This window comes from Bacillus sp. NPDC060175 (genome assembly GCF_042728695.1).
Lineage (GTDB): Bacteria > Bacillota > Bacilli > Bacillales > Bacillaceae_G > Bacillus_A.
The window spans coordinates 161,301-184,920 of sequence record NZ_JBHWYR010000003.1; the positions used below are offsets into that span (position 1 = coordinate 161,301).

Here is a 23,620-nt window from a genome sequence, read left to right on the forward strand (position 1 = left end):
CTCATGGTTTCATTGACAATGCTGCCTGCAAGATAGCTTCTCCATTACAAAGTCCGTAATGGACGGATTGAATGACATCAACAGGTATCCCCTTCTCCTTACATAATTCTTTCATCTTCGGTAATAAATAACGTACTTGTGGGCCAAGTAAAAGTACATCTGCATTATCAATATGATTTCGCACTTCTGAACCTGATACAGCCCAAATTTTCACCTCTATCCCCATTCCCTGTGCCGCTTTCTCCATTTTTGTAACAATCAAGCTGGAAGACATTCCCGCTGCACAGCAAAGCAAAATATTCATCCTGTTTCCCTCCCCCTTTTCTAAACCTAAGTTATGGCCCATCCCTTACCACCACTAGGTTACAAATATATATGTCTAGATTTCTTGCTGTATGCCGAGCTTAAACACAAAAATTTCTCGGTTTTCACGCTATTCCATCTATCCGTATTTTCCTAGTAAAGAAGTCTCTAACTCGCTATAATGATTCAGTATGATTTTTTATAATCGATAGGAGGGTATATTTATGAAGGCATATCGCTTTCCGCTTATTTTATTATCTTCTATCCTAATTGGTGGTTTCATTGGTTATTTCATGGGTGCCGATGCAGTTGCTTTAAAGCCGCTTGGTGACATTTTCTTAAACTTAATGTTTACGATTGTTGTACCGTTAGTGTTCTTTAGCATCGCATCATCTATTGCTAATATGGATGGATTAAAACGTTTCGGTAAAATTATGTCTAGTATGGCTGGAACTTTCTTATTTACAAGTATTTTAGCTGCTATTTTTATGATTATTATCGTGAAAGTATTCCCGCCAGCACAAGGTGTTGTATTAGAACTAACGCAGCCTGATAAAGCTGAAAAAGCAGTTAGCGTTGCTGATCAAATTGTTGGTATCATAACAGTATCAGACTTTTCAAAGTTACTATCTCGTGAGAACATGTTAGCTCTTATTTTCTTCTCTATCTTAATGGGGGTTGCAACTTCAGCAGTTGGTGAAAAAGGAAAACCATTCGCTACATTCCTACAAGCTGGTGCAGAAATTTCAATGAAAGTTGTATCTTTCATTATGTACTACGCTCCAATCGGACTAGCTGCCTACTTCGCAGCATTAGTTGGTGAATTCGGACCACAACTTCTTGGAACTTACTTCCGAGCAGCAATGGTATACTATCCAGCTTCTTTTATTTACTTCTTTGTATTCTTTACATTCTATGCGTACCTTGCAGGTCGCAAACAAGGTGTACAAGTATTTTGGAAGAACATGGTCTCTCCTACAGTTACATCACTTGCAACTTGTAGTAGTGCCGCAAGTATTCCAGCGAACTTAGAAGCAACGAAGAAAATGGGTATTTCTTCTGACGTTCGTGAAACAGTTGTCCTTCTTGGATCTACACTTCATAAAGACGGATCTGTTTTAGGCGGGGTATTAAAAATTGCTTTCTTATTCGGTATTTTCAACATGGAATTCGAAGGACCGAAAACATTAGCAATTGCACTTGTTGTTTCTCTATTAGTAGGAACAGTAATGGGTGCTATTCCGGGCGGAGGTATGATTGGTGAAATGTTAATCGTTTCTCTATATGGATTCCCACCAGAAGCATTGCCAATTATCGCAGCAATTAGTACAATCATCGATCCTCCTGCAACAGTGTTAAACGTAACAGGAGATAACGCTTGTGCCGTAATGACAGCTCGTCTTGTAGAAGGTAAAAACTGGATCAAAAATAAATTTGCTTAATAAATAGAAAGAGGATGCTCGTTTAGAGCATCCTCTTTCTATTTATATCAATCACTACTGCCACAAATTTGTTAAAATCTTCACAAATATTCCACACCTCTTATCCTTACTCCGTACTATAATCATGTATGGAGAAGGGGATGGACACGATGACACAAAGCGCACCAGAATTTAAAGTTTTGCAAAGCATTGCATTTCTTGCTGTCGTTTTGCAAAGTTCCTTATTATATACAATGAATCAAGGAAATGTCTTACTTGAGCAATCCCTCATTATGGGCATGCTATTTAATCTTGCAAAATTTTCAGCACCTGCATTCATATTTATCGTTGGATTTCACTTAATTCGTCACTATACAAAGCAATTGGTATATAAAGAATATATTTCTGAAAAAGCGACACACTTACTCATTCCTTATTTCTTTTGGTCTATTCTTTACTTATTAACAACAAACGATCTTATTACATTACAAAGCGGAATAAAAAGCTTATTACTCGGAACAGCTGCTCCTCACCTTTGGTATGTTATTATGATGTTCCAAATTCACTTATTGTTCCCTTTACTATGCACACTATTTTATTGGTTTCAAAAACGAATAGAAAATAAAAAAGACATATATAAATATATGACCATTTTCGCTTGTCTATATTTCTTCTTAATGTGGTACTCTTCTCACTACATTTTTAATGGAGAGAAACTGACTAGTTCAACCATTTTACATTATACAGATCGTTCCTTCTTCTTCTACTCATTCTATTTCGTCATGGGAGGAATAGCTGCTGTATCATTAAAAACTTGGCGTATATTTGTCATGAAACATATTCCGCTTATCACAATACTATTTTTCATCTTATTTTTATTCATCAATTATGAGTTATTTAGTTTTTACGGCGCCAATTCTATTCATTTAACAGTTTCTACTTATTTAAAACCGTCCATGTTTTTATATATTGTTTGTGAAATTATGATACTGTACGTGTTATCTATTACAATTGTACAGCGACGCGGTTTCTTATATAAAGCTTTACGATTTATCGGGAATTACACGTATGGCGCTTATTTAGCTCATTTTTTCTTCTTGCAACTATGTACAAAATTTCTTTCCTTATTCGCACTGCAAGAAAACACAATATTATATAGCCTATTACTATTTATATTAACGACCACAATCTCTATTTCAGCAATGGTCATTGGCAGCATACTACCATTTCATACGTGGATTACAGGGCCTTCCCCTACGACAAATATGAAATGGGCGAAGATTGCCATTCGGAAAAATCATGAAAAAGTATTTAAACCATATATTTGATATAATAGTATTTCATATAAGAAAAGAAAGTAGGACACACCTATGATTAATCAAGTTGGACAAATTATGCTATATGTAAATAACCAAGATGAATCAGTACAGTTTTGGACAGAAACAGTAGGATTCCAAATCATTGCGGAAGAAAATAACGGCCAAGGATTTCGCTGGATTGAAATTGCGCCGGCAAAAGATGCTGGAACAAGCATTGTCCTTCACGATAAAGCGTTAATCGCGAAGATGCAACCTGAACTAAATCTTAATACACCTTCACTTATGTTCTTCTCAAATGACTTAGACCGTCTATATAAAGACCTTTCTGAGAAAAATGTTACAGTTGGACAAGTTGTAGATTTACCTACTGGTAGAGCATTCAACTTTGCTGATAATGAAAATAATTACTTTGCGGTAATGGAACGTAAATAAAAAAGAAGCTATCCGAAAAAATCGGCTAGCTTCTTTCATTTTAAGACACTTGTTCTGTATTCGTTTCTCTATGCTGTATATGACTCGTTATCCAAGCAATTCCGCCGGCAACAACGAGATAGCATAATAAAATTAAAATTTGCATTCGTAATTGCGACCAATCTCCTAAAGTGATAACATCCTGTAATCCTCTAAGAGAATGAGACATTGGGAGAAACTGTCCAATTTTGCTAAGCACAGCTATATTTAACTCTCCTGGGAAAGTACCTCCGCTCGTCGCTAATTGAAGAACGAGAAGCGTTACCGCTGCGAACTTCCCAACAATGCCGAATACCGTTACTAACATAAGAATAAATGTCATGAACGTAAAGGAAATAATAATACTTGATAAAACGAACAGTGGTACACTTACAACTTCTAATTTCATAATCCCAAGCACAGCTACATCTACAATCAACGCTTGAATTAATCCAATTAAATATACTAAGCCTAACTTATTGATAAAATGTACCGTTCCGCTTACCTTCATATTTTGTCTACGACCAAGAGGTAAAATATTTGATGCCATAATTCCGCCGACATAGAATGCCAGTGATAAGAAATATGGTGCAATTCCTGAACCGTAGTTAGGTACGTCAGAAACTGTTGACTTCACTAATTGAACTGGCTCTGAGAACATCGCATTGCGCGCATCATCATTACGAACATCAGCTATCTTCTCTGCACCCTCTTCCAATTTCGTAGAAAGTTCCTTCGCACCACCATCGAGTTTAATAAGTCCATCAGTTAACTTCCCAGTACCATTATTTAGTTCCGTTCCACCACTTGCAAGATGATTTACACCTTCTTGTAATGATGTAAATCCATTTCCCCACTTCGTAAATCCATCAGCTAAATTCGAAGTACCATCTGCTATTTTTTTCGTTCCAGCCGTAGCTTCACTTAACTTAACACCAAATGTATTCATACCTTCTTCGATTTTATGTTGACCATCAGCTAATTTCTTCGTACCTTGCGTCAATTGTTGTTGGCTCGTGTTTAATGTATTTGTTGCTTTAGCCAATCCGTTAGAAGTAGCAATGATTTTCTGTAACTCAAGGTCTTGCTGTACTTCTGGATGATTTTTCGCGTACTCTTCTAATTGTTTTTTTACACTATTGGCTGCGTTATCTACTTTTGCTTGTCCTTCAGCAAGTTTCTCACTTCCGCTCACCCACTCATTAGTGCCAGCACTTAATTCACTAACTCCTGATTGTAAAGACTTCTCACCCTGCGCTAGCAGCTCCATACCATTATGAAGTGATGTCGCTCCCTGACTAAGCTCATTTGCTCCCCCAGTTAAAGCCGATTGACTAGAGGCAAGCTTATCACTTCCTTCTTTTAACTTCACTGTTCCATCATTTAAACGATGAATACCATCTGCAAGCTGATTCGCCCCATTTTTTGCATCCGTCGTTCCTTCATGTAACTTCTCAGCACCGTTACTTGCATCACTCAACCCTTGTGCCAAATCTTGAAACTTTGAAAAGACACCTTCTGTATAAGATTTCGTAATACTATTTGAGATTTTTGTTTTCATATTTTCAACAGCTGTCGTTCCAATTTGAGCTGCTACAAAGTTTTTCCCTGGATTTACTTTGTACTGCAGCCTCGCCGGTTCCGGTTTCTCATCCATTAGTGTACTTACCTTTTTAGAGAAATCTTCCGGAATCGTAACAACCATATAATACTTATCTTCTTTTAGCCCTTCATCAGCATTTTTTTCTGATACAAAATGAAAAGCTAGTTCCTTATTTTCTTTTAAATTTTTAACAAAATCGTCTCCAGCCTGGATTGTTTTTTCATCCATTACAGCACCTTTATCTAAATTAACAACTGCAACAGGTAATTTATCTAATCGTCCATACGGATCCCAATATCCAGCTAAAAAGAACCCTGCATAAATTAAAGGAACAATTAGTAAAAAAATTAAAGCGATACGCCCATGCTTATGGTTCCACATCGCCTTCCAATCTTTAAATATAAGTTGAATTCCCTTCATGAAAAATACTCCCTCTTCTAATTTAACAACCTTCGAATGGTTTAACAGATTTACTATACACGTCACTTTCCATACTGTATAATACATCTTTAATTATTAATTCATTCCTTATGGTCTATATAAAGGAGATTTATGATGGAACTTCTTCAATTAAAATATTTCCAAGTAGTTGCACGGTTAGAACATATGACGAAAGCAGCTGAAGAATTACGTATCGCACAACCTTCTCTCAGCAAAACAATTGCGAGACTAGAAAAGGACTTAGGTGTCCCTTTATTTGATCGACAAGGTCGAAAAATCACATTAAACTCTTTCGGAAAAGCATTTCTAAAACGAGTGGATTGTATTTTTCAAGAGTTAAGCGAAGGAGAACGAGAAATTAAAGATTTAGCTGCATTACAACAAGGCTCTATTACATTAGCCGTTTCTATTCCGAGAATATTACCGGAACTCCTCGGTTCTTTTTTATTAGAACATCCTAACGTGCGATTCCAACAATTTCTCGCATCTACTCCCTCTATGAAACGACAACTAGATGATAGGGAAATCGATTTTTGCATTTCCTCCGTACCAATTGAAGGAGAAGAAGTTGTTTGGGAGCCACTTATTACAGAAGAAATTTTCTTAGTCATTCCTTCAGGACATCGGTTATCAAGCCGAGAAAGTATTCATCTGCATGAAGTAAAAGACGAAGCGTTCATTAGTATGAACACTGGTTACGGCTTCCGACACTTAACAGATGAATTTTGTAAAGAAGCTGGTTTCACTCCGCATATTTCTTTTGAAGTAGATGAACCAACTGTTATTAGCGATTTAATAAAACAAGGACTTGGCATTGCTTTTGTTCCAAGCTTAACGCTATTAAAAAACTCTACTTTAGCATCAAACAAGCTGCGTATTATTGCACCCGCTTGTAAGCGAACAATTGGCCTAAGTTGGTCAAAGAAACGTTACTTATCAAAAACCGCCCAGCAATTTCGTGAGTTTGTGATTGATTACTTCTCCAATATTAGGACGTAAAGTTATATAAACGATTTTTTCAATATATCAATCTATCAACAAATAACGAAAACATAAAAAGGCGCCACCTCTTAGGATGGCACCTTCTATTTTTTACTCTTCTCCAATTCCATTTCAGCCAAAAGCGGTAGTACGTTATCGAAAATATGTGTATTATTATTCTCACCTGTTACATATCCACCATAATATCTACTAAATACATTATCATTTCGGAATGTAGTCATTCGCTCATACAATTCCTTCGCAAACTTTGTATCACCTGTTTGTAGTACGTACAAAATTGTTAATCCGTAAGATGCTGGTGATTCATAGTTCACAGCTTGTTTTCCCGTTTTTAAGTTATAACGACCGTATAACTTTCCGTCTTCGCGAAATTTCTTCTTTATAAATTCCAAATAAGCATCTGATGAAAGACCACCTAAACTACGATGATAAGCAACGTATGATTGATCAATAAGATTCACTTCTTTATCATACGTGAATGTCCCATCATCTTTATACTCTTTCGGGAATGCCCAGCCCTGCCTTGGATAATTAGCTAAAAACTGAACCACTTCCTGATATTGCTCAGCAGACACTTTCCCGTATTTTTTCATATAAGAGAATGCATGAGGATTTATGTAAGATGTTGTTGTAAACTTATTTTGTTTACCTGCATCTGCATCATAATAATCCACGTAATAATTATCTTTTTTATTATAACGAAGTACAGCATTGCTCAATTGATCAGCAAGGTTTTTATAGCGCTCTTCCTTATATATTTCATAAGCACGATATAATTGTTCAATAATACGAAGATCATCTATAAGTGCATTTGTGGCTGACTGCATTTCTCCCTTTTCAGAGATTTTCCATATAACGATGTGATCCTTATGTACAAAATTATTTTGAATAACCTTCACTTGTTCATCAAATAAAGCTTGATCATCTTTATCAAGCGTATATTGTAGCCATAACCCTGCAGATTCTGATAAAGCTTCACGGCCCTTCGCTTCACCCGTTCCTACCTTTGTATCTGCTAAACGGTACGTTGCAAGTGTTCCATTTTCATTCACCATATGTCGTAAAATAAAATGCTCGGTACGATTTCCTTGTAAAGCTGACCAAAATACAACTCCACCTAAAGCGATTAAGAGAATAACCCCAATCCCTATATATAAACGTTTTCGCAAACTCTTCACCTCCCTAGTAAGACTAACCTTAATTTTACCAGAACATACGCAAATATAAAAAAGACAATCCTTTAGATTGTCTCTCCCACCTTATCCTTCGCAGCCTCTTTAGAAGGTCTATATAGCGATTCCACAAGTCGATCATATTCACGACGCGTAATTTCTTTATTATATAACTTTAATAATAAATCTCTATGCTCTCTTGAAAATGCCATCTTTTTAATGACTTCAGGATACATAAAACACCCTCTCCATTTCACATAAACTTCTTCATCCCGGAAACAGAACTTACGTTCGCATAAAAGATTATAAAAGATTCAGCCATAAAAAACAAACAAAATATTATCAAATTTTAATTTCTTTCTTTTCAGAATATTCAAACATTATATTACCATACTCATTTTTTAAATACATATATATTTTTGGCAGTTTTTTGAATAAATCTTCCAATTCAATCAGAAAATAATGGCAAAAAAGAAGAGGAGTATACATATGGATACCGTAACATTAGCAAGGGCATTTTTTGGTTCTTCATTAGCATTCCACATTATCTTTGCAACGCTTGGAGTCGGGCTTTCTTTAATGATTTTTATAAGTGAAATACTCTATCACTGGAAGAAAGATTCCGACTATGCCATTATGGCAAAAAGATGGACAAAGGCTTTTGCTATCCTTCTCGGCGTAGCAATTCCAACTGGAACAATTGTTGGTGTACAAATTTCACTTCTTTGGCCTGGTTTCGCCAAAATTGTTGGTCAAGTTATTTCCGTTCCATTTCAAATTGAGATTTTCGCCTTCTTTTTAGAGGCTTTATTCATGTCTATTTATGTATATGCAGCTGATAAATTACCTCCAGTTATGAGATTAATCTCGCTATTTTTCGTTATGATTGGTGCCACTGCATCCGCCGTGCTTATTACATCAGCAAATACATGGATGAATACACCTGCGGGCTTTTCAATGGGTCCAGATGGCTCAGTTTTTAACGTTGATCCGTGGAAAGCTTTCTTTAATCCGAGCTTTGGCACAAGTGCATTCCACGTCGTTATTACAGCCTATACAACTGGAGCAGCTGTTATCGCTTCTATCGCTGGATTTAAATTATTAAAGAAAAATTTGAGTGCGCGTGAAATTGCTTACCATAAAAAAGGATTACTGTTAGGGCTTGTCGTTACATTTATCACTGGTGCTACGATGTGGCTTTCAGGACACGAATCTGCTATTGCCTTACATAAACATTCACCTGAAAAACTAGCATCTGCTGAAGCTTTGTTTGAAACGACATCCCACGCTCCATTATCGCTTGGCGGAGTTGTGGATCCTAACACACTTGAACTAAACTATGCCCTTGAAATTCCGAACATGCTTAGCTTATTAGTGGGACTAGACCCTAGCACCGTTGTAAAAGGTCTAAAGGAATTCCCGCAAGAAACGTGGCCACCATTTTACACACATACACTGTTCAACTTAATGGTCGGCACTGCTGCCTTTACCTTTGCAGTTGCAGCTATTGCCCTCTTATATTGGCACTTTGTTTACCGAAAAAAAGGAGTAGAGTTACCGAAGTGGCTTCTTTGGGGAGCTGCCGCATGTGGACCCGTTATGTTGCTCGGTATTGAATTCGGATGGATTTTTAGTTGTAGTGGTCGTCAGCCATGGACAATTTATGGCATGCAACGCACGGTCGATGCTTCTACACGCGCTGATTTCGTCGGTCCTTTATTTGTTTTATTCATCATTTTATATATTGGACTCGGTATTTTAACAGTCTTTGTACTACGGACATTCTTTAAGAAACATCCGTTAAAGAATGATTTACATCACGAAGGAGGCGATTCTCGTGCATGAGGAAAGCATTGCAATCATCATCTTATGGGCTCTTATTTTCGTATATAGCATACTAGGGTCTATTGATTTTGGAGCTGGTTTTTGGGGCATGGTATACGCTAAACACCCGACGCTTGCTGCCAAGCTTGCTAATCGGTACTTATCACCAACTTGGGAAGTAACAAATACGTTTCTTGTCTTTGTCGTTGTCGCTTTTCTCGGTTTCTTTCCGAAAGCAGCCTTTACCCTGGCAACGGTTATGTTTGTACCAGTTATGTTAATTTTAGTACTCGTTGCGATTCGCAGTACATTTATGGTATTCGCTTACTCCCTGCCAAAGTACCAACACCTTCTTCGGATTATTTCAGGTATTACAGGGCTCTTAATCCCAGCTCTATTAATTACCGTTCTACCCGTTACAGAAGGTGCCTATATTACGATGTCTGAAGGAAAAGAAGTGCTCCTTTACGGAAAACTTCTTTCTAGTCCCGTTATTTATTGTTATATGCTCTTCGGACTAACTTCGGAACTATTTCTATCATCTCTCTTTCTTGCTGATTTTGCTAGGGAACAAGGTTCTGAAGATACGTACCGAATTTATAGGAGAAATGCCATCATACTTGGTCCTGCAACGCTCGTGACTGCTATTATCGCTCTCGTTGTAATGGACCCTGAAACACACTGGCTTATGCAAGGACTAATAAAGCAATTCCCATGGTTTACAGTCTCTATCATTTTATTTGTTATCGGATATTCCTCCCTTTGGTGGACAAATAAGAAGTACAGCACACTAGGCTTTCCTCGCATTGCAGTTTTAGCTGTCGTCGCTCAATATGCATTTGCAAGCTACGCTTACGGCGTCGCCCATTTACCGTATATCATTTACCCGGACGTAACTGTATTTACAAGCTTTACGACGGTCGAAACATTCTATGCGCTTCTTATTCTTTACGCAATCGGGATTGCAATTTTACTACCAGGATTCATTTTCTTCTGGAATTTATTCTTGAAGGATCGAACTTTTTTGAAGGGAAAATAATAAAGTGAAACTTTAATCAGTGGGGGGGTTTGTTCATCCCCCACTGATTATTAGCCTTCACCAATCGGGCGTTTACGGGCAGTTGATCTCCCACCTAACTTCTTTGCTCCAGCCGAATTTTGAGGTGGGAGTTTTACTGCCCACAAATAGCGGGATAAACAACAGAAGCCCCCTTTGCTACCGTCTTAGCAAAGGGGGCTTCTTCTATATTTAAGTTAGGTACAGTGTGATCAATCAAGTAAAGAGGTGTAACGTGTTATTGATATAAGTGACTACCAGTTTCTTTGAATTCTACCGCTTTCTCTTTCATTCCTTTTTCAATTGCTTCTGTCGTTTCTAAGTCATTTTCTTTCGCATATTCACGAATATCATGCGAAATTCTCATACTACAAAACTTCGGTCCACACATTGAACAGAAATGCGCTGTTTTCGCCCCTTCTGCTGGCAACGTTTCATCATGGTACTCCATCGCGCGTTCAGGATCTAAAGATAAATTAAATTGATCGCGCCAACGGAATTCAAATCGTGCTTTTGAAAGTGCATCATCACGCTGATGAGCCGTTTTATGCCCTTTCGCAAGATCGGCTGCATGCGCAGCGATTTTGTACGTAATAACACCCGCACGTACATCATCTTTATTTGGCAAACCTAAATGTTCTTTCGGTGTTACATAACAAAGCATCGCCGTTCCAAACCAGCCAATCATCGCAGCACCAATCGCTGATGTAATATGGTCATAACCTGGTGCAATATCTGTCGTTAACGGCCCAAGTGTATAGAACGGCGCACCCTGACAAATATCAAGTTCTTTCTCCATATTTTCTTTAATTAAATGCATCGGTACATGCCCAGGTCCTTCAATCATAACTTGCACATCATGTTTCCAAGCGATTTTTGTTAATTCACCAAGTGTTTCAAGCTCAGAAAACTGCGCTTCGTCATTTGCATCTGCAATAGAACCTGGACGTAATCCATCTCCAAGAGAGAAAGAAACATCGTACTGCTTCATAATTTCACAAATCTCTTCAAAGTGAGTATATAGGAAGTTTTCTTTATGATGGAATAAACACCACTGCGCCATAATCGAACCACCGCGCGAAACAATACCTGTCATACGCTTTGCAGTAATTGGAATGTAACGAAGTAATACACCCGCGTGAATCGTGAAGTAATCAACGCCTTGCTCCGCCTGCTCAATTAACGTATCGCGGTACACTTCCCACGTTAAATCCTCTGCAATTCCGTTTACTTTTTCAAGCGCTTGATAAATTGGCACAGTTCCAACTGGTACCGGGGCATTACGAATAATCCACTCACGTGTTGTATGAATGTTTTTACCTGTAGATAAATCCATAATCGTATCTGCACCCCAGCGAGTCGCCCACGTCATCTTCTCTACTTCTTCTGCAATAGAAGACGATACAGCAGAGTTTCCGATATTTGCATTTACCTTTACGTGAAAATTACGTCCAATTATCATCGGTTCCGCTTCAGGATGGTTAATGTTCGCCGGCAAAATCGCACGACCTTCTGCAATCTCCTTACGAACAAATTCAGGCTCTACCCCTTCACGAATCGCAACATATTCCATCTCAGACGTAATAATGCCATTACGCGCATAATGCATTTGCGAAACATTTGCACCTTGCTTCGCTCTAAGCGGCTTACGGTCCATTTGCGGGAAAACAGGTGTATGTTTTGAAGCCACTTTCACACCGTCATCCTCTGGTTTTACTTCGCGCCCTTCGTATCCTTCTACATCACCACGCCCCAGGGTCCAAGAGTGGCGCGGCGTTGGAATCCCCTTTTCCAGCTCAACTTTATACTCTGGATCTGTATAAGGTCCACTCGTATCATACACACGGATTGGCAGATTTTGAACACCATTCGTATCGCTTTGTTCAATCTCGCGCATCGGCACTTTCATACCCGCGCGAGGCCCATCCACATACACTTTCTTACTTCCTGGTAAACTCGATTTCAATTCAATTTGCTCTGCAGAAACAGACTGTTTCATAACCTTTATTGCCCCCCTGTTCGTGACAAGGACGAGATATGGCCAGCGTATGCCAAAATAAAAAGAGCCAGGTCCATAAAAAAATAAGGACCTGGCTCATAAAGACATAATTATGTAAAGCCGTTAACTTCCCTACGCTGGTACGAGCCAGATCAGGTCCAAAGGGTTAAGAAGTTCACACGCTTCTCTCTCAGCCTACGCATACGTTAGGCACCCCTAGTTTATCACTGATTTAATTTTCAATACTTTCCCATCATACCCTATAATCTGAAAAATGCAAAGGTTATTTATTTTTCGTTTACGGGATCATCCACGTTAAATAATAAGCCTGCACATACGTCATAATCCCAACAATAGTAACGAAAAATAAACTATGCTTCAATGTAAAGCGGAACAAATCTGACTCTTTCCCAGCAAGTCCAACTGCCGCACAAGCAATCGCAATTGATTGTGGAGAAATCATTTTACCTGTTACACCGCCCGTTGTATTTGCTGCAACGAGAAGCACTTCAGATACACCGACTTGCTGCGCTGTAATTGCTTGCAAATTCGAGAACAGTGCGTTCGCTGACGTATCTGATCCTGTTAAGAATACCCCAATCCAGCCTAAGAATGGTGAGAAGAACGGGAATAATCCGCCAGTTCCTGCAAGTGCTAACGCTAATGTAGAAGATAAACCAGAATAGTTTGCGATAAATGCGAATCCTAATACGAATCCAATAGATAGAATTGGCATTTTTAGTTCGTTTAACGTTTCTTTAAATGTTGCTACTGCATCTTTTGCACTCATTTTCAAAATAAAGATAGAAATGATACAAGCAATTAAAATTGCTGTTCCAGTCGCTGATAAAACATCTAATTTCAAGATTGCTTCATAAGGTGTTGGTTTATTTACAATTGGCTCTGCTTTCATTACTAAATTGTGCAAGCCTGGAACTTCAAATTTAAATACGAGACTTTCTAAAGCACCACCTGGAGCGAATAATGCTTTAAAGAAACTTTGGCTCCAAATGACTACCATCACAGTTAAAATAATGAACGGAGACCATGCTTTTACTACTTTTCCTACTGTTAGTTTCGGCATAGATGTCGTCGTTGCTGCTACTTCACTATTTGCTTCTTTAGACTGATAAATTTCTTTCGGCTGCCAAACTTTTAAGAATAGCGATAAACTTACTAAACTTACAAGCGCTGACGTAATATCAGGAAGTTCTGGTCCTAAAAACGTCGCTGTAATAAACTGTGTAATTGCAAATGAACTACCAGCTACAAATAAAGCAGGCCACGTTTGTCTTACTCCTTTAAAACCATCCATTAAAAATACGATAAAGAACGGAACAAATAAAGATAAGAACGGTAATTGATGCCCAGCCATTTGTCCAATTTTATGTGGATCAATGCCTGTTACTTGTCCAGCAACTGTAATCGGAATCCCCATCGCTCCGAACGCTACTGGTGCAGTATTTGCGATTAAACAAAGACCTGCTGCATATAAAGGATTTAGCCCAAGACCTGCAAGAAGCGCTGCCGTAATCGCTACTGGTGCACCAAATCCTGCTGCCCCTTCCAAAAATGCTCCAAATGAAAACCCGATTAAAATAACGAGTAAACGATGGTCATTCGTAATGGATAATACAGATGCACGAATGACATCAAATTGACCTGTTTTCACAGAAATTTTATATAAAAATACTGACATAATGATAATCCACGCAATTGGCCATAATCCGTATAAGAAACCGTATCCAGTCGCTGCCATTGCCATTGTGAATGGCATTTTATACGCAAATAACGCCACCAAAATCGTTAATACAACTGTAATAAATCCTGCCACATACCCCTTCATGCGGAAAACTGCTAAAGCTAAGAAAAAAAAGATGATTGGAATAAGTGCGACTGCTGCCGAAATCCAAATGTTACCGAACGGATCGTAAACTTGTGTCCATGTGTTCATTGTTCTCTCCCCCTAAAGAATCCCCTTTTAAATAGATATAACCTTATCAATAGACTATCAGGTCATCATACCTTTAAGTCTAAAAAATATAAACGCCTACGAAAACGTTTTCATTAATTTTATCACACCAATTTTCATTTAAAAAGATTTTTTTGAAAATTTTATCATTTAAACGGAAAATCTTACAAAAACGTCACGTTCTTGTAATGTTAATCGATAGGAAGCTTACCAAATTTACTGCATACTAAAGGTATAACAACGGACATTACTTATGAGGTGATATATATGAACGGAAACAAAATATTAGCAGCTTTATCATACTTTAGTGTACTATTCGCGCCTATCTTATTCCCTATTATCGTGTGGATTGTGGGCGATTCTGAAACGAAACCACATGCAAAACGTGCTCTATGGACACATATCATTCCAAGCATCGCTTCATTTATTGGATTAGTTATTTTAGGAATTATGGGCATCGGATCTGATCAACCAGACGTAACACTTGGAATTGGAGCAATCATCGTCTTATGCATTTGCGGAATCATTAGCTTATACTACTTCGTTTGGAATATCGTGAAAGGTATTAAGGTACTGAAAGCTTAGTTTTAAACAAACGTTTGATTAAAACTAAACTGTCGCATGATCGTAAATGAAATTTTATCGGCGATTCGACAAGAGTAACCTACCTATTAATAAGAAAAAAACCGTCCCAAAATACCTTTTGGGACGGTTTTTTTATCTTCTGCGTTTCTTCTTTTTTCTCATCATTTTCTTTCGGCGCGTATTCACTTTATCCGCTATAATGTGGAGCGTACTCGCCACAACAATTCCCATTACAAACGTTACAATTTCAACCTCGTATTCCTTCGCAATTTCTATTAAATTTCCGTCCAATGCAATTACATTTAATAGGAATAAAAACGGAGAAAACACGATTAACATGTATGCGATACGAATAATATCACCAATTATAATCGTATGTGTGAAGAAGGAACGATGAGGCATTACGCTCCTATATGGATACCAAAAAATGCGCAGGAATCCCCATTTATTATACGCATTACTGTACGTATCTAAATCCGGTGTTAAAAATGAAGTACCTACTAAAAAGCCGATTGCAAAAGTTAATAAAAAATCAAAATTTGTTAATCCATACGAAAAGAGCATAAACAAAACAACCGGAAGGGATATTAAGTTTATTTTCGTATGCGTTCTTCCTGATGGCATAATGCACTTCCTCGCTTACGTTCGCCCTGTCATCCGACAGGTCTCACCTATTGATCTAATTTTTGATCGATAAATGATGTGTCTATATCCGAAACAAACCACTCTGCCAACTTCACTCGTGCCTTATCTTTCACTTCTTCATTTACGTATATCGATGCTTGTAATAGTGCGGCCATTAACGCACCTAAATCATCCGTATAACCAACTCCAGCAATGAAATCTGGGATTGCATCAATCGGTGCAATGAAATAAGCAAGTGCTCCGATGACAATAATTTTCACTCGTTTTGGAACATCCGGTCTTTGCAAAACGTAAAACAACAATAAACTCGCATAGATTACCGACTGCCCTGCCTGCTTCGCAACATGTTTTATTTTCTTCCAAAACGCTTCAACTGAAAATTTTTGTTTCATTCAAAAGCCTCCCTATTTTCAAAAGAAATAAGCTACAATATGTTATGTTATCAGTAAAAGTTCATCAAAATTACACATAATCTATCAATGAAATTTCATTGTAACAAACAAAACCGAAAAGAACAAGTGTTCGTTAATTTTTTCGTATTTTCCTTCATATAATAGTTTTCTAGACAACCACTTAAAGATTTCTATTCCATATTTCTCAACCAAAAAACTTTCAATTCCCCTTAACATTCTTTTCTATTTTTGTTATATTTTCTAGTTGACGAGCATATAAACGAATGTTAAAGTTTTCTCTGGTAGTGACAAATCACATACAAAAAATGTAAAATGTTATAGTGTTTCTCAGAAATGAATTTTGTTGTATAATACAGAAATGACGTTATGCTTATGAGCAGCACAAGAAACCAAAAAGGGTATGCATAGTTAAAGTCGTATATGGGTGAATATAGAAACTCTAATTATGGACAAGAAAACTATGTATTTTTTATTTTAGCATTTTTCGCTCCAAAATCGACCAAGCCTGATAGAGAAAGGGTGGAAATGAATGAAAGAAACCATGAAATCACAATTTCAAAATGTGCGTTTCACTTTATTCGTAGCTTTGGCCGTATGGCTAAAAACCTACATCATTACACGCACTAGCTTCGATTTAAAACTTGAATCTTTCATGCAAGAATTCATTTTATTCATTAGTCCATTAGCAGCATCATTACTGTTTGTGGGTCTTGCATTATTTGCAAAAGGGAAAAAACGTAACTATATAGCACTAGGAATTAACTTTATCTTAACGTTCATTCTTGTTGGTAACGTAATGTTCTACGGATTCTACAATGACTTCGTTACTTTACCAGTACTAGGACAAACATCTAATTTTGGGAGCTTAGGTTCTAGTGTGAAAGAATTATTTAACTTCAAAATCATCCTTGCATTTGCGGATATTATCGTATTCTTCGTTCTATTGAAAAAGAAGAAAGATTTTGCACCGACAGAGCGTGTAGCACGTCCGATGCGTTCCCTATACTTCGTGTCAACAGTTGCTATTTTCTGCGTAAACCTAGGATTTGCAGAAGCTGAGCGTCCAGAACTATTAACACGTTCATTTGACCGCGTTATGCTTGTTAAAAACTTAGGATTATATGTACACCAAGCATACGATCTTGGCCTACAAGCAAAATCAAGTTCACAAAAAGCGTTTGCTGATAGTAGTAAATTACAAGAAGCAGAAAACTATGTGAAAACAACACAAAGTAAACCAGATCCAAATATGTATGGTACTGCAAAAGGGAAAAACGTAATTGTTGTCTCTCTTGAATCATTACAAACATTCTTAATTGGTGCGCAAGTTAACGGACAAGAAGTTACACCATTCCTAAACCAATTTGCGAAAGAAAGTTATTACTTCGATAACTTCTTCCATCAAACTGGGCAAGGTAAAACATCTGATGCTGAATTCTTAGTAGATACTTCGTTATATCCACTAGACCGTGGTGCTGTATTCTTCACACACGGTAACAACGAATATACAGCAACTCCAGAAATTTTGCGTGAGCAAGGGTATCACACATCAGTATTCCATGCAAACAACGCAACATTCTGGAACCGTAATATTATGTATCCGGCACTTGGTTATGATCGTTACTACAACGAACTTGACTACAAGATTACGCCAGAAACAAAATTAAACTGGGGACTAAAAGATATCGAATACTTCGATCAGTCTATCGATATGTTAAAACAAGTGAAGCAACCGTTCTATACTCGCTTCCTTACTTTAACAAACCATTACCCCTTCACTTATGATGACAGTACGAAATTAATCGACGAGTACAATTCTGGTGATGGAGTATTTGACCGCTATATGGTAACAGCTCGCTACTTAGACGAAGCAATGAAGCACTTTATTGAGCGTCTAAAAGCTGAAGGTATTTACGACAACTCTGTTATCGTATTCTACGGTGACCATTATGGTATTTCTGAAAACCATAACCGTGCAATGGCACAGTTCTTAGGAAAAGAAGAAATTACTACATTTGACCATATGAACTTACAAAAAACACCGATGTTTATTCATGTTCCAGGTCAAAAAGAGGGTAAAACAATTTCAAAACCAACTGGTGAAATTGACATTAAACCAACAATTCTAAACCTACTTGGTGTAGATTCTTCGAATCAAATCCAATTCGGTCATGATGTATTCTCACCAGACAATAAAGGATTCGTTGTTCTTCGTGACGGTAGCTTCATTACAGATAAGTACATGTACACAAACAGTACATTCTACGACCGTAACACAGGTGAAGTTGTACAATTACCGAAAGAGGAAGCTCAACCACTTATTGATCGTGCACAAAATGAATTGCACATGTCAGACAAAATCATTGAAGGCGACTTACTTCGCTTCTCTGAAAGCAATAAGACCAAAACTGGTGAAGTAAAAACGGCTATTAAAGAAGAAAAGAAGAGCGCTGAGTAATCTCAGCCTCTTTTTTATTTTCCTCTCTACAAATTCTTCTATACATTAACTTTAAAATTACATAACCTTCACCTAATATTTACACCACATTAACGAAACATCTTTATAATAAAATATGTAAACAAGGTTCCACATATTTCTTATCTCTCATCTTCAATAAGATCCCTTAGAGAAATATGCGCATCATTTGTTTTCAACTTTCTTATAATTGTCTTTCCAAGTGTTTTGTTTGCATAAATGAAACCTTTAAAGACGATGTCCCTATGAAAGATAGCTACCCTCCTTTTGCAGCATTCCATAAGAATGTTGCTTTTTTTTTTTCAAAAAGCAGGATTCTTATTTCTCATTTTCGAATTTGTATATACAAAATGCTATAAATCACCACTACTTCTCTATGATTTACAAATACATATACGTCATATGCGGAGAATTACTTACATAAAAATAACTAGAGTGCTTTTTATTCATGTACTAACGAAAGGATGGGACGAAAATTGGCATACGAAAGATTTGTACTATGGAATGATGCAGTTATTGATACAACGAAACATCGCGCGTACATAGAACTTGAAGAAAGAGGTTTACAATTTGGCGATGGCGTCTATGAAGTTATTCGCCTTTATAACGGAAACTTTCACTTATTAGACCCACATTTAACAAGATTATATCGATCCATGGAAGAAATAGAATTATCACTCCCTTTCTCAAAAGCCGAACTCATCATCTTACTCTACAAATTAATTGAAAACAATAATTTCCACGAAGACGGAACAATTTACTTACAAGTATCTCGTGGTGTACAAGCTCGAGCACATGCATTCTCATATGACACATCTCCGACAATCTATGCTTATATTTCAAAAAAAGAAAGACCATCTTTATGGATTGAATACGGTGTACGTGCTATATCAGAACCTGATACACGCTGGCTCCGCTGTGATATTAAATCGTTAAATTTATTACCAAATGTATTAGCTTATACGAAAGCTGAACGCAAAGGTTGTAAAGAAGCACTTCTCGTACGGAATGGTATTGTAACTGAAGGTAGCCACTCTAACTTTTTTCTCATAAAAAACGGAACACTGTATACGCATCCAGCCAATCACCTTATTTTAAACGGCATTATTCGTCAGTACGTCCTTTCTTTAGCTAACACTCTTCAACTTCCTGTACAAGAAGAGCTTTTCAGCGTTCGCGATGTTTATCAAGCAGATGAATGCTTCTTTACGGGAACGACTATTGAAATTTTGCCGATGACACATCTCGATGGAACTGCGATTCAAGATGGTCAAGTTGGCCCTATCACCAAATTACTACAAAGGTCATTTTCTCAAAGCCTTTTAAAATCCAACAGCACATCTTCCTAAATACGAATAATCTCCTCTCTTTCTACAACAAATATATGTATTTAAATGGAAATCAAGGTATGAATTTATGCCTTGATTTTTTCTTGTAATCTTTTTGTCATATTCAGATTACCGCATAAGTCTTGACAGTAATCGACATGCTCTTTAGAATTTTTAACAGTTGGTAAATATTTCTTCACTACATTACAGACAGAAAGGAATCGACAAATTATGAAAAAATACCTTGCCGGTCTTGCGGCAGTGTCTGTAGCAGGAGGAGCAGCACCTACACTTGATAGTGTTCAAGCTGCCCCTGAACAAAATACACAAAAAGCTGCTACACAAGCTGTCCAAGCTTCCGCATCAAACAGTTCATCTTATACGGTGAATACTAGCGTATTACATGTTCGTGCAGGATCAAGTACTTCTCACGACATCATCTCTCGCGTTTATAATGGTCAGTCATTAAACGTAATTGGAGAAGAAAATGGTTGGTTCAAAATTAACCAGAATGGTCAAACAGGCTATGTTAGTGGCGAATTTGTATCAAAAAATGGTGCAAAAACAAATAACAATGTAAGTACAGGTGGAAACAATAAAGTTACTGCTGATGTATTACGTGTACGTACAGCTCCTAACACTTCTAGTTCTGTTTCAGGACGTGTATATGAAGGACAAACTTTAAACGTAATTGGAGAAGAAAATGGTTGGGTGAAAATCAACCATAACGGACAAACTGGTTATGTTAGTAGCCAATTTGTATCAGGTGCTTCTTCAAATACTGGCTCTACAAACAGTAACAACAATAGTAACAATGAAGCAACTGTTCAACCAGCAAGCGGAAACTATACAGTAAATGTATCTTCCCTTCGCGTTCGTACAGGTCCTAGCACTTCTCATCCAACTGTAGGTTCTGTTAAACAAGGACAAGTAGTACAAGTTGTAGGCGAAGTTCAAGATTGGTTCAAAATCAATTACGCAGGACAAACAGCTTACTTAAGCAAAGACTACGTAACAAAAGGCGGCTCTAACGAAAACGTTACTCAAGGTAACAACCAAGAGCAAAATAATAATGGAACTGTTCAAACTGGTGGTACTTACGTCGTTAACGCAACATCTCTACGTGTTCGTACAGGCCCTGCTGCTTACCATAGTGTAATTGGCGGCGTGTTAAATGGTACAACATTAAACGTAGTTGGATCTGAAAACGGATGGTTTAAAGTAAACTACCAAGGAAAAACAGGCTATGTTAGTAGCGAATTTGTAAAATTCGTTAAAGGTGGCACTGCTACTCCTGAACAACCGAAACAACCTGATCAGCCAAAACAACCTGATCAAGGTGCAATTGGCGACTACTACATTAATGCTTCTGCACTAAATGTACGTAGCGGCGAAGGTACAAATTATAGAATCATAGGCGCACTTCCACAAGGACAGAAGGTTCAAGTAATCTCTGAAAACTCTGGATGGAGCAAAATTAACTACAACGGTCAAACTGGTTACATCGGAACACGTTTCCTATCTAAAACACCAGTTGGCGGCGCAGTAGATAATAAGCCTAACGAAAACCAAAATAACAATCAAAATAATAACAACAATAACAATAATACTAATAATAGCGGTGACAGTTCTTCTCTACTTGCATACGCGAAATCTATGCAAGGCGTACCATACGTTTGGGGCGGTACTTCTGCTAACGGTGTTGACTGCAGTGGTTACATCTACCACGTATTTAAGAAATTTGGTCATAACATTAGCCGTCAAAGTGTTGCTGGATATTGGAGCAGCTTACCACAAACTTCAAGTCCACAACCTGGAGACTTAATTTATTTCAAAGACACTTATAAAGCAGGTCCTTCTCACATGGGTATCTACCTTGGCGGGGGATCATTTATCCAATCTGGAGATAAAGGTGTAGCAATCGCTTCATTAAGCAACTCTTATTGGAAAAGCCATTTCTTAGGGTATACGAAAGCACCTTAAGTTATAGTTTCAGAGCCTTCTAGTTTACTAGAAGGCTCTTTTTTAAATAACTATATATATGAATACCCTTTTATTCTCTCCACGAAAAAATTATGCGTTCATTCTCCTATTTCATACACTATATTCTACAAAAATTGCCCATAACGTTATCATAATGAATATATTCCCATAAAAAACATAACCTATTTCATGTCAATTCATTTTATATGTGTTTTTTCAAAGAATTTTCTTTTTATTTAAACTTTTCGACAGACGTTTGACCTCTGATGTCCATTATGATAAGTTACTTAAGATGTTATATTTGCAGAAGTATAGACAACTGTGTTATACACTTTTTTACTATGAGGAAGGAGCATACACTGCATGAATCTTTTATGGGGAATTGGCGGCGTGATTGGAGTATTAGCAATTGCTTTCTTACTATCTTCCAACCGCAAAGCTATTAATTGGCGCACAATTTTAATCGCGCTAGCATTACAAATGTCATTTTCATTTATTGTATTACGATGGGATGCTGGAAAAGCAGGCTTAAAGGTTGCTGCTGACGGCGTTCAAGGATTAATTAATTTTTCTTACGAGGGAATTAGGTTCGTTGCTGGGGATTTAGTCAACGCAAAAGGCCCTTGGGGATTTGTTTTCGTTATTCAAGCACTACTTCCAATCGTATTTATTAGTTCATTAGTAGCAATCTTATATTACTTAGGTATTATGCAGAAATTTGTTAGTATCATTGGTGGTGCATTAAGCAAACTTCTTGGAACTTCTAAAGCAGAAAGCTTAAATGCAGTAACGACTGTATTTTTAGGACAAACAGAAGCACCAATTTTAATTAAACCATACTTAGCACGTTTAACTAACAGTGAGTTCTTCACTATTATGGTAAGTGGTATGACAGCTGTTGCCGGATCAGTTCTTGTCGGCTATGCAGCGATGGGCATTCCATTAGAACATTTATTAGCAGCAGCAATTATGGCAGCTCCATCAAGTTTATTAATTGCAAAACTAATTATGCCAGAAACAGAAAAAGTAGATAATAACGTTGAACTTTCTACAGAACGTGAAGACGCAAACGTTATCGATGCAGCTGCACGCGGTGCATCTGAAGGTATACAACTTGTTATTAACGTAGCAGCAATGTTAATGGCTTTCATCGCATTAATCGCTTTATTAAATGGCCTATTAGGATGGGTTGGTTCTTGGTTCGATATTAAACTTAGCCTTGATTTAATCTTCGGTTACTTACTATCACCATTTGCAATCTTAATCGGTGTTTCACCGGGCGAAGCCGTGCAAGCAGCTAGTTTCATCGGTCAAAAACTTGCAATCAACGAATTCGTTGCATATGCAAACTTAGGACCACACATGGCAGATTTCTCTGAAAAAACAAATCTAATTTTAACATTCGCAATCTGTGGTTTCGCAAACTTCTCTTCTATCGCAATTCAATTAGGTGTAACAGGAACGTTAGCTCCTACTCGCCGTAAACAAATTGCACAATTAGGGATCAAAGCAGTTATCGCTGGTACACTAGCGAACTTCTTAAACGCAGCAGTTGCAGGTATGATGTTCCTATAAATTCATGAAAGCCTCCTTTTTAAAAAGGAGGCTTTTTTATATAGTATAAACA

General features: G+C 37.4%; 19 protein-coding genes and 1 riboswitch. Of the genes, 11 read left to right on the forward strand and 8 right to left on the reverse strand.

Annotated features, from left to right (window positions below; genetic code table 11):
• Window position 1: 1 nt before the first annotated feature.
• Complete coding sequence (locus tag ACFWDE_RS03070) at window positions 2–304, reverse strand: PTS sugar transporter subunit IIB (RefSeq protein ID WP_033707682.1); 303 nt, start codon at window positions 302–304, stop codon at window positions 2–4.
• A gap of 223 nt (window positions 305–527) precedes the next feature.
• Here ACFWDE_RS03070 and ACFWDE_RS03075 point away from each other — a divergent pair, with 223 nt between their 5' ends.
• From ACFWDE_RS03075 to ACFWDE_RS03085, 3 genes are all read left to right on the forward strand, one after another.
• A complete protein-coding gene (locus ACFWDE_RS03075; RefSeq protein WP_377889930.1) occupies window positions 528–1,745 on the forward strand; it encodes a dicarboxylate/amino acid:cation symporter in 1,218 nt (405 codons plus the stop codon).
• Window positions 1,746–1,894: 149 nt separating this feature from the next.
• Window positions 1,895–3,052 (forward strand): acyltransferase, encoded by a 1,158-nt coding sequence (locus ACFWDE_RS03080; protein WP_377889932.1) that lies wholly within the window; start codon window positions 1,895–1,897, stop codon window positions 3,050–3,052.
• A 42-nt stretch (window positions 3,053–3,094) separates the two neighbouring features.
• Window positions 3,095–3,475: a VOC family protein gene (locus tag ACFWDE_RS03085; RefSeq protein WP_377889934.1), complete on the forward strand. Its 381-nt coding sequence runs from the start codon at window positions 3,095–3,097 to the stop codon at window positions 3,473–3,475.
• A 40-nt stretch (window positions 3,476–3,515) separates the two neighbouring features.
• Here the strand turns inward: ACFWDE_RS03085 and ACFWDE_RS03090 are convergent, their stop codons facing one another.
• Window positions 3,516–5,516, reverse strand: coding sequence for a YhgE/Pip family protein (locus tag ACFWDE_RS03090; RefSeq protein WP_377889936.1), 2,001 nt, complete (start codon window positions 5,514–5,516; stop codon window positions 3,516–3,518).
• 135 nt (window positions 5,517–5,651) lie between these two features.
• Between ACFWDE_RS03090 and ACFWDE_RS03095 the strand changes: the two genes are divergently transcribed.
• The gene (locus ACFWDE_RS03095) at window positions 5,652–6,536 is read left to right on the forward strand and encodes a LysR family transcriptional regulator (protein WP_377889938.1); all 885 of its coding nucleotides are present in this window, start codon (window positions 5,652–5,654) and stop codon (window positions 6,534–6,536) included.
• Window positions 6,537–6,622: 86 nt separating this feature from the next.
• Here ACFWDE_RS03095 and ACFWDE_RS03100 read toward each other — a convergent pair whose 3' ends face one another.
• Window positions 6,623–7,708 carry a transcriptional regulator gene (locus ACFWDE_RS03100; protein WP_377889940.1) on the reverse strand — a complete coding sequence of 362 codons (1,086 nt, stop codon included), beginning with the start codon at window positions 7,706–7,708 and terminating at the stop codon, window positions 6,623–6,625.
• A gap of 71 nt (window positions 7,709–7,779) precedes the next feature.
• A complete protein-coding gene (locus ACFWDE_RS03105; protein WP_377889942.1) occupies window positions 7,780–7,947 on the reverse strand; it encodes a hypothetical protein in 168 nt (55 codons plus the stop codon).
• A 253-nt stretch (window positions 7,948–8,200) separates the two neighbouring features.
• Here ACFWDE_RS03105 and cydA point away from each other — a divergent pair, with 253 nt between their 5' ends.
• Window positions 8,201–9,556 carry a cytochrome ubiquinol oxidase subunit I gene (cydA, locus tag ACFWDE_RS03110; protein WP_002144830.1) on the forward strand — a complete coding sequence of 452 codons (1,356 nt, stop codon included), beginning with the start codon at window positions 8,201–8,203 and terminating at the stop codon, window positions 9,554–9,556.
• A complete protein-coding gene (locus ACFWDE_RS03115) occupies window positions 9,549–10,574 on the forward strand; it encodes a cytochrome d ubiquinol oxidase subunit II (RefSeq protein WP_377889945.1) in 1,026 nt (341 codons plus the stop codon). The genes cydA and ACFWDE_RS03115 overlap by 8 nt, the downstream gene beginning before the upstream one ends.
• A gap of 256 nt (window positions 10,575–10,830) precedes the next feature.
• Here ACFWDE_RS03115 and thiC read toward each other — a convergent pair whose 3' ends face one another.
• Together thiC and lldP are read right to left on the reverse strand one after the other, a co-directional pair.
• Window positions 10,831–12,591 carry a phosphomethylpyrimidine synthase ThiC gene (gene thiC / locus ACFWDE_RS03120; RefSeq protein WP_377889947.1) on the reverse strand — a complete coding sequence of 587 codons (1,761 nt, stop codon included), beginning with the start codon at window positions 12,589–12,591 and terminating at the stop codon, window positions 10,831–10,833.
• 112 nt (window positions 12,592–12,703) lie between these two features.
• A riboswitch (TPP riboswitch) is annotated at window positions 12,704–12,819 on the reverse strand.
• A 70-nt stretch (window positions 12,820–12,889) separates the two neighbouring features.
• Complete coding sequence (gene lldP / locus ACFWDE_RS03125; protein WP_088060539.1) at window positions 12,890–14,545, reverse strand: L-lactate permease; 1,656 nt, start codon at window positions 14,543–14,545, stop codon at window positions 12,890–12,892.
• Between the two features lie 285 nt (window positions 14,546–14,830).
• On the opposite strand from lldP, the gene ACFWDE_RS03130 reads away from it, so the two are divergent.
• Complete coding sequence (locus ACFWDE_RS03130) at window positions 14,831–15,148, forward strand: magnetosome magnetite crystal formation protein family (protein ID WP_002112931.1); 318 nt, start codon at window positions 14,831–14,833, stop codon at window positions 15,146–15,148.
• A gap of 132 nt (window positions 15,149–15,280) precedes the next feature.
• Here ACFWDE_RS03130 and ACFWDE_RS03135 read toward each other — a convergent pair whose 3' ends face one another.
• Window positions 15,281–15,772 (reverse strand): metal-binding protein, encoded by a 492-nt coding sequence (locus ACFWDE_RS03135; protein ID WP_377889950.1) that lies wholly within the window; start codon window positions 15,770–15,772, stop codon window positions 15,281–15,283.
• 47 nt (window positions 15,773–15,819) lie between these two features.
• Window positions 15,820–16,185, reverse strand: a complete 366-nt coding sequence (locus tag ACFWDE_RS03140; RefSeq protein WP_377889952.1) for a YkvA family protein — start codon at window positions 16,183–16,185, stop codon at window positions 15,820–15,822.
• A 550-nt stretch (window positions 16,186–16,735) separates the two neighbouring features.
• Between ACFWDE_RS03140 and ACFWDE_RS03145 the strand changes: the two genes are divergently transcribed.
• From ACFWDE_RS03145 to ACFWDE_RS03160, 4 genes are all read left to right on the forward strand, one after another.
• Complete coding sequence (locus tag ACFWDE_RS03145) at window positions 16,736–18,664, forward strand: LTA synthase family protein (protein ID WP_002144821.1); 1,929 nt, start codon at window positions 16,736–16,738, stop codon at window positions 18,662–18,664.
• Between the two features lie 482 nt (window positions 18,665–19,146).
• Complete coding sequence (locus ACFWDE_RS03150; protein WP_080019097.1) at window positions 19,147–20,031, forward strand: D-amino-acid transaminase; 885 nt, start codon at window positions 19,147–19,149, stop codon at window positions 20,029–20,031.
• A gap of 210 nt (window positions 20,032–20,241) precedes the next feature.
• Window positions 20,242–21,993 (forward strand): C40 family peptidase, encoded by a 1,752-nt coding sequence (locus tag ACFWDE_RS03155; protein WP_377889955.1) that lies wholly within the window; start codon window positions 20,242–20,244, stop codon window positions 21,991–21,993.
• 363 nt (window positions 21,994–22,356) lie between these two features.
• Window positions 22,357–23,568 (forward strand): NupC/NupG family nucleoside CNT transporter, encoded by a 1,212-nt coding sequence (locus ACFWDE_RS03160; RefSeq protein WP_377889957.1) that lies wholly within the window; start codon window positions 22,357–22,359, stop codon window positions 23,566–23,568.
• The last annotated feature ends 52 nt before the right edge of the window (window positions 23,569–23,620 follow it).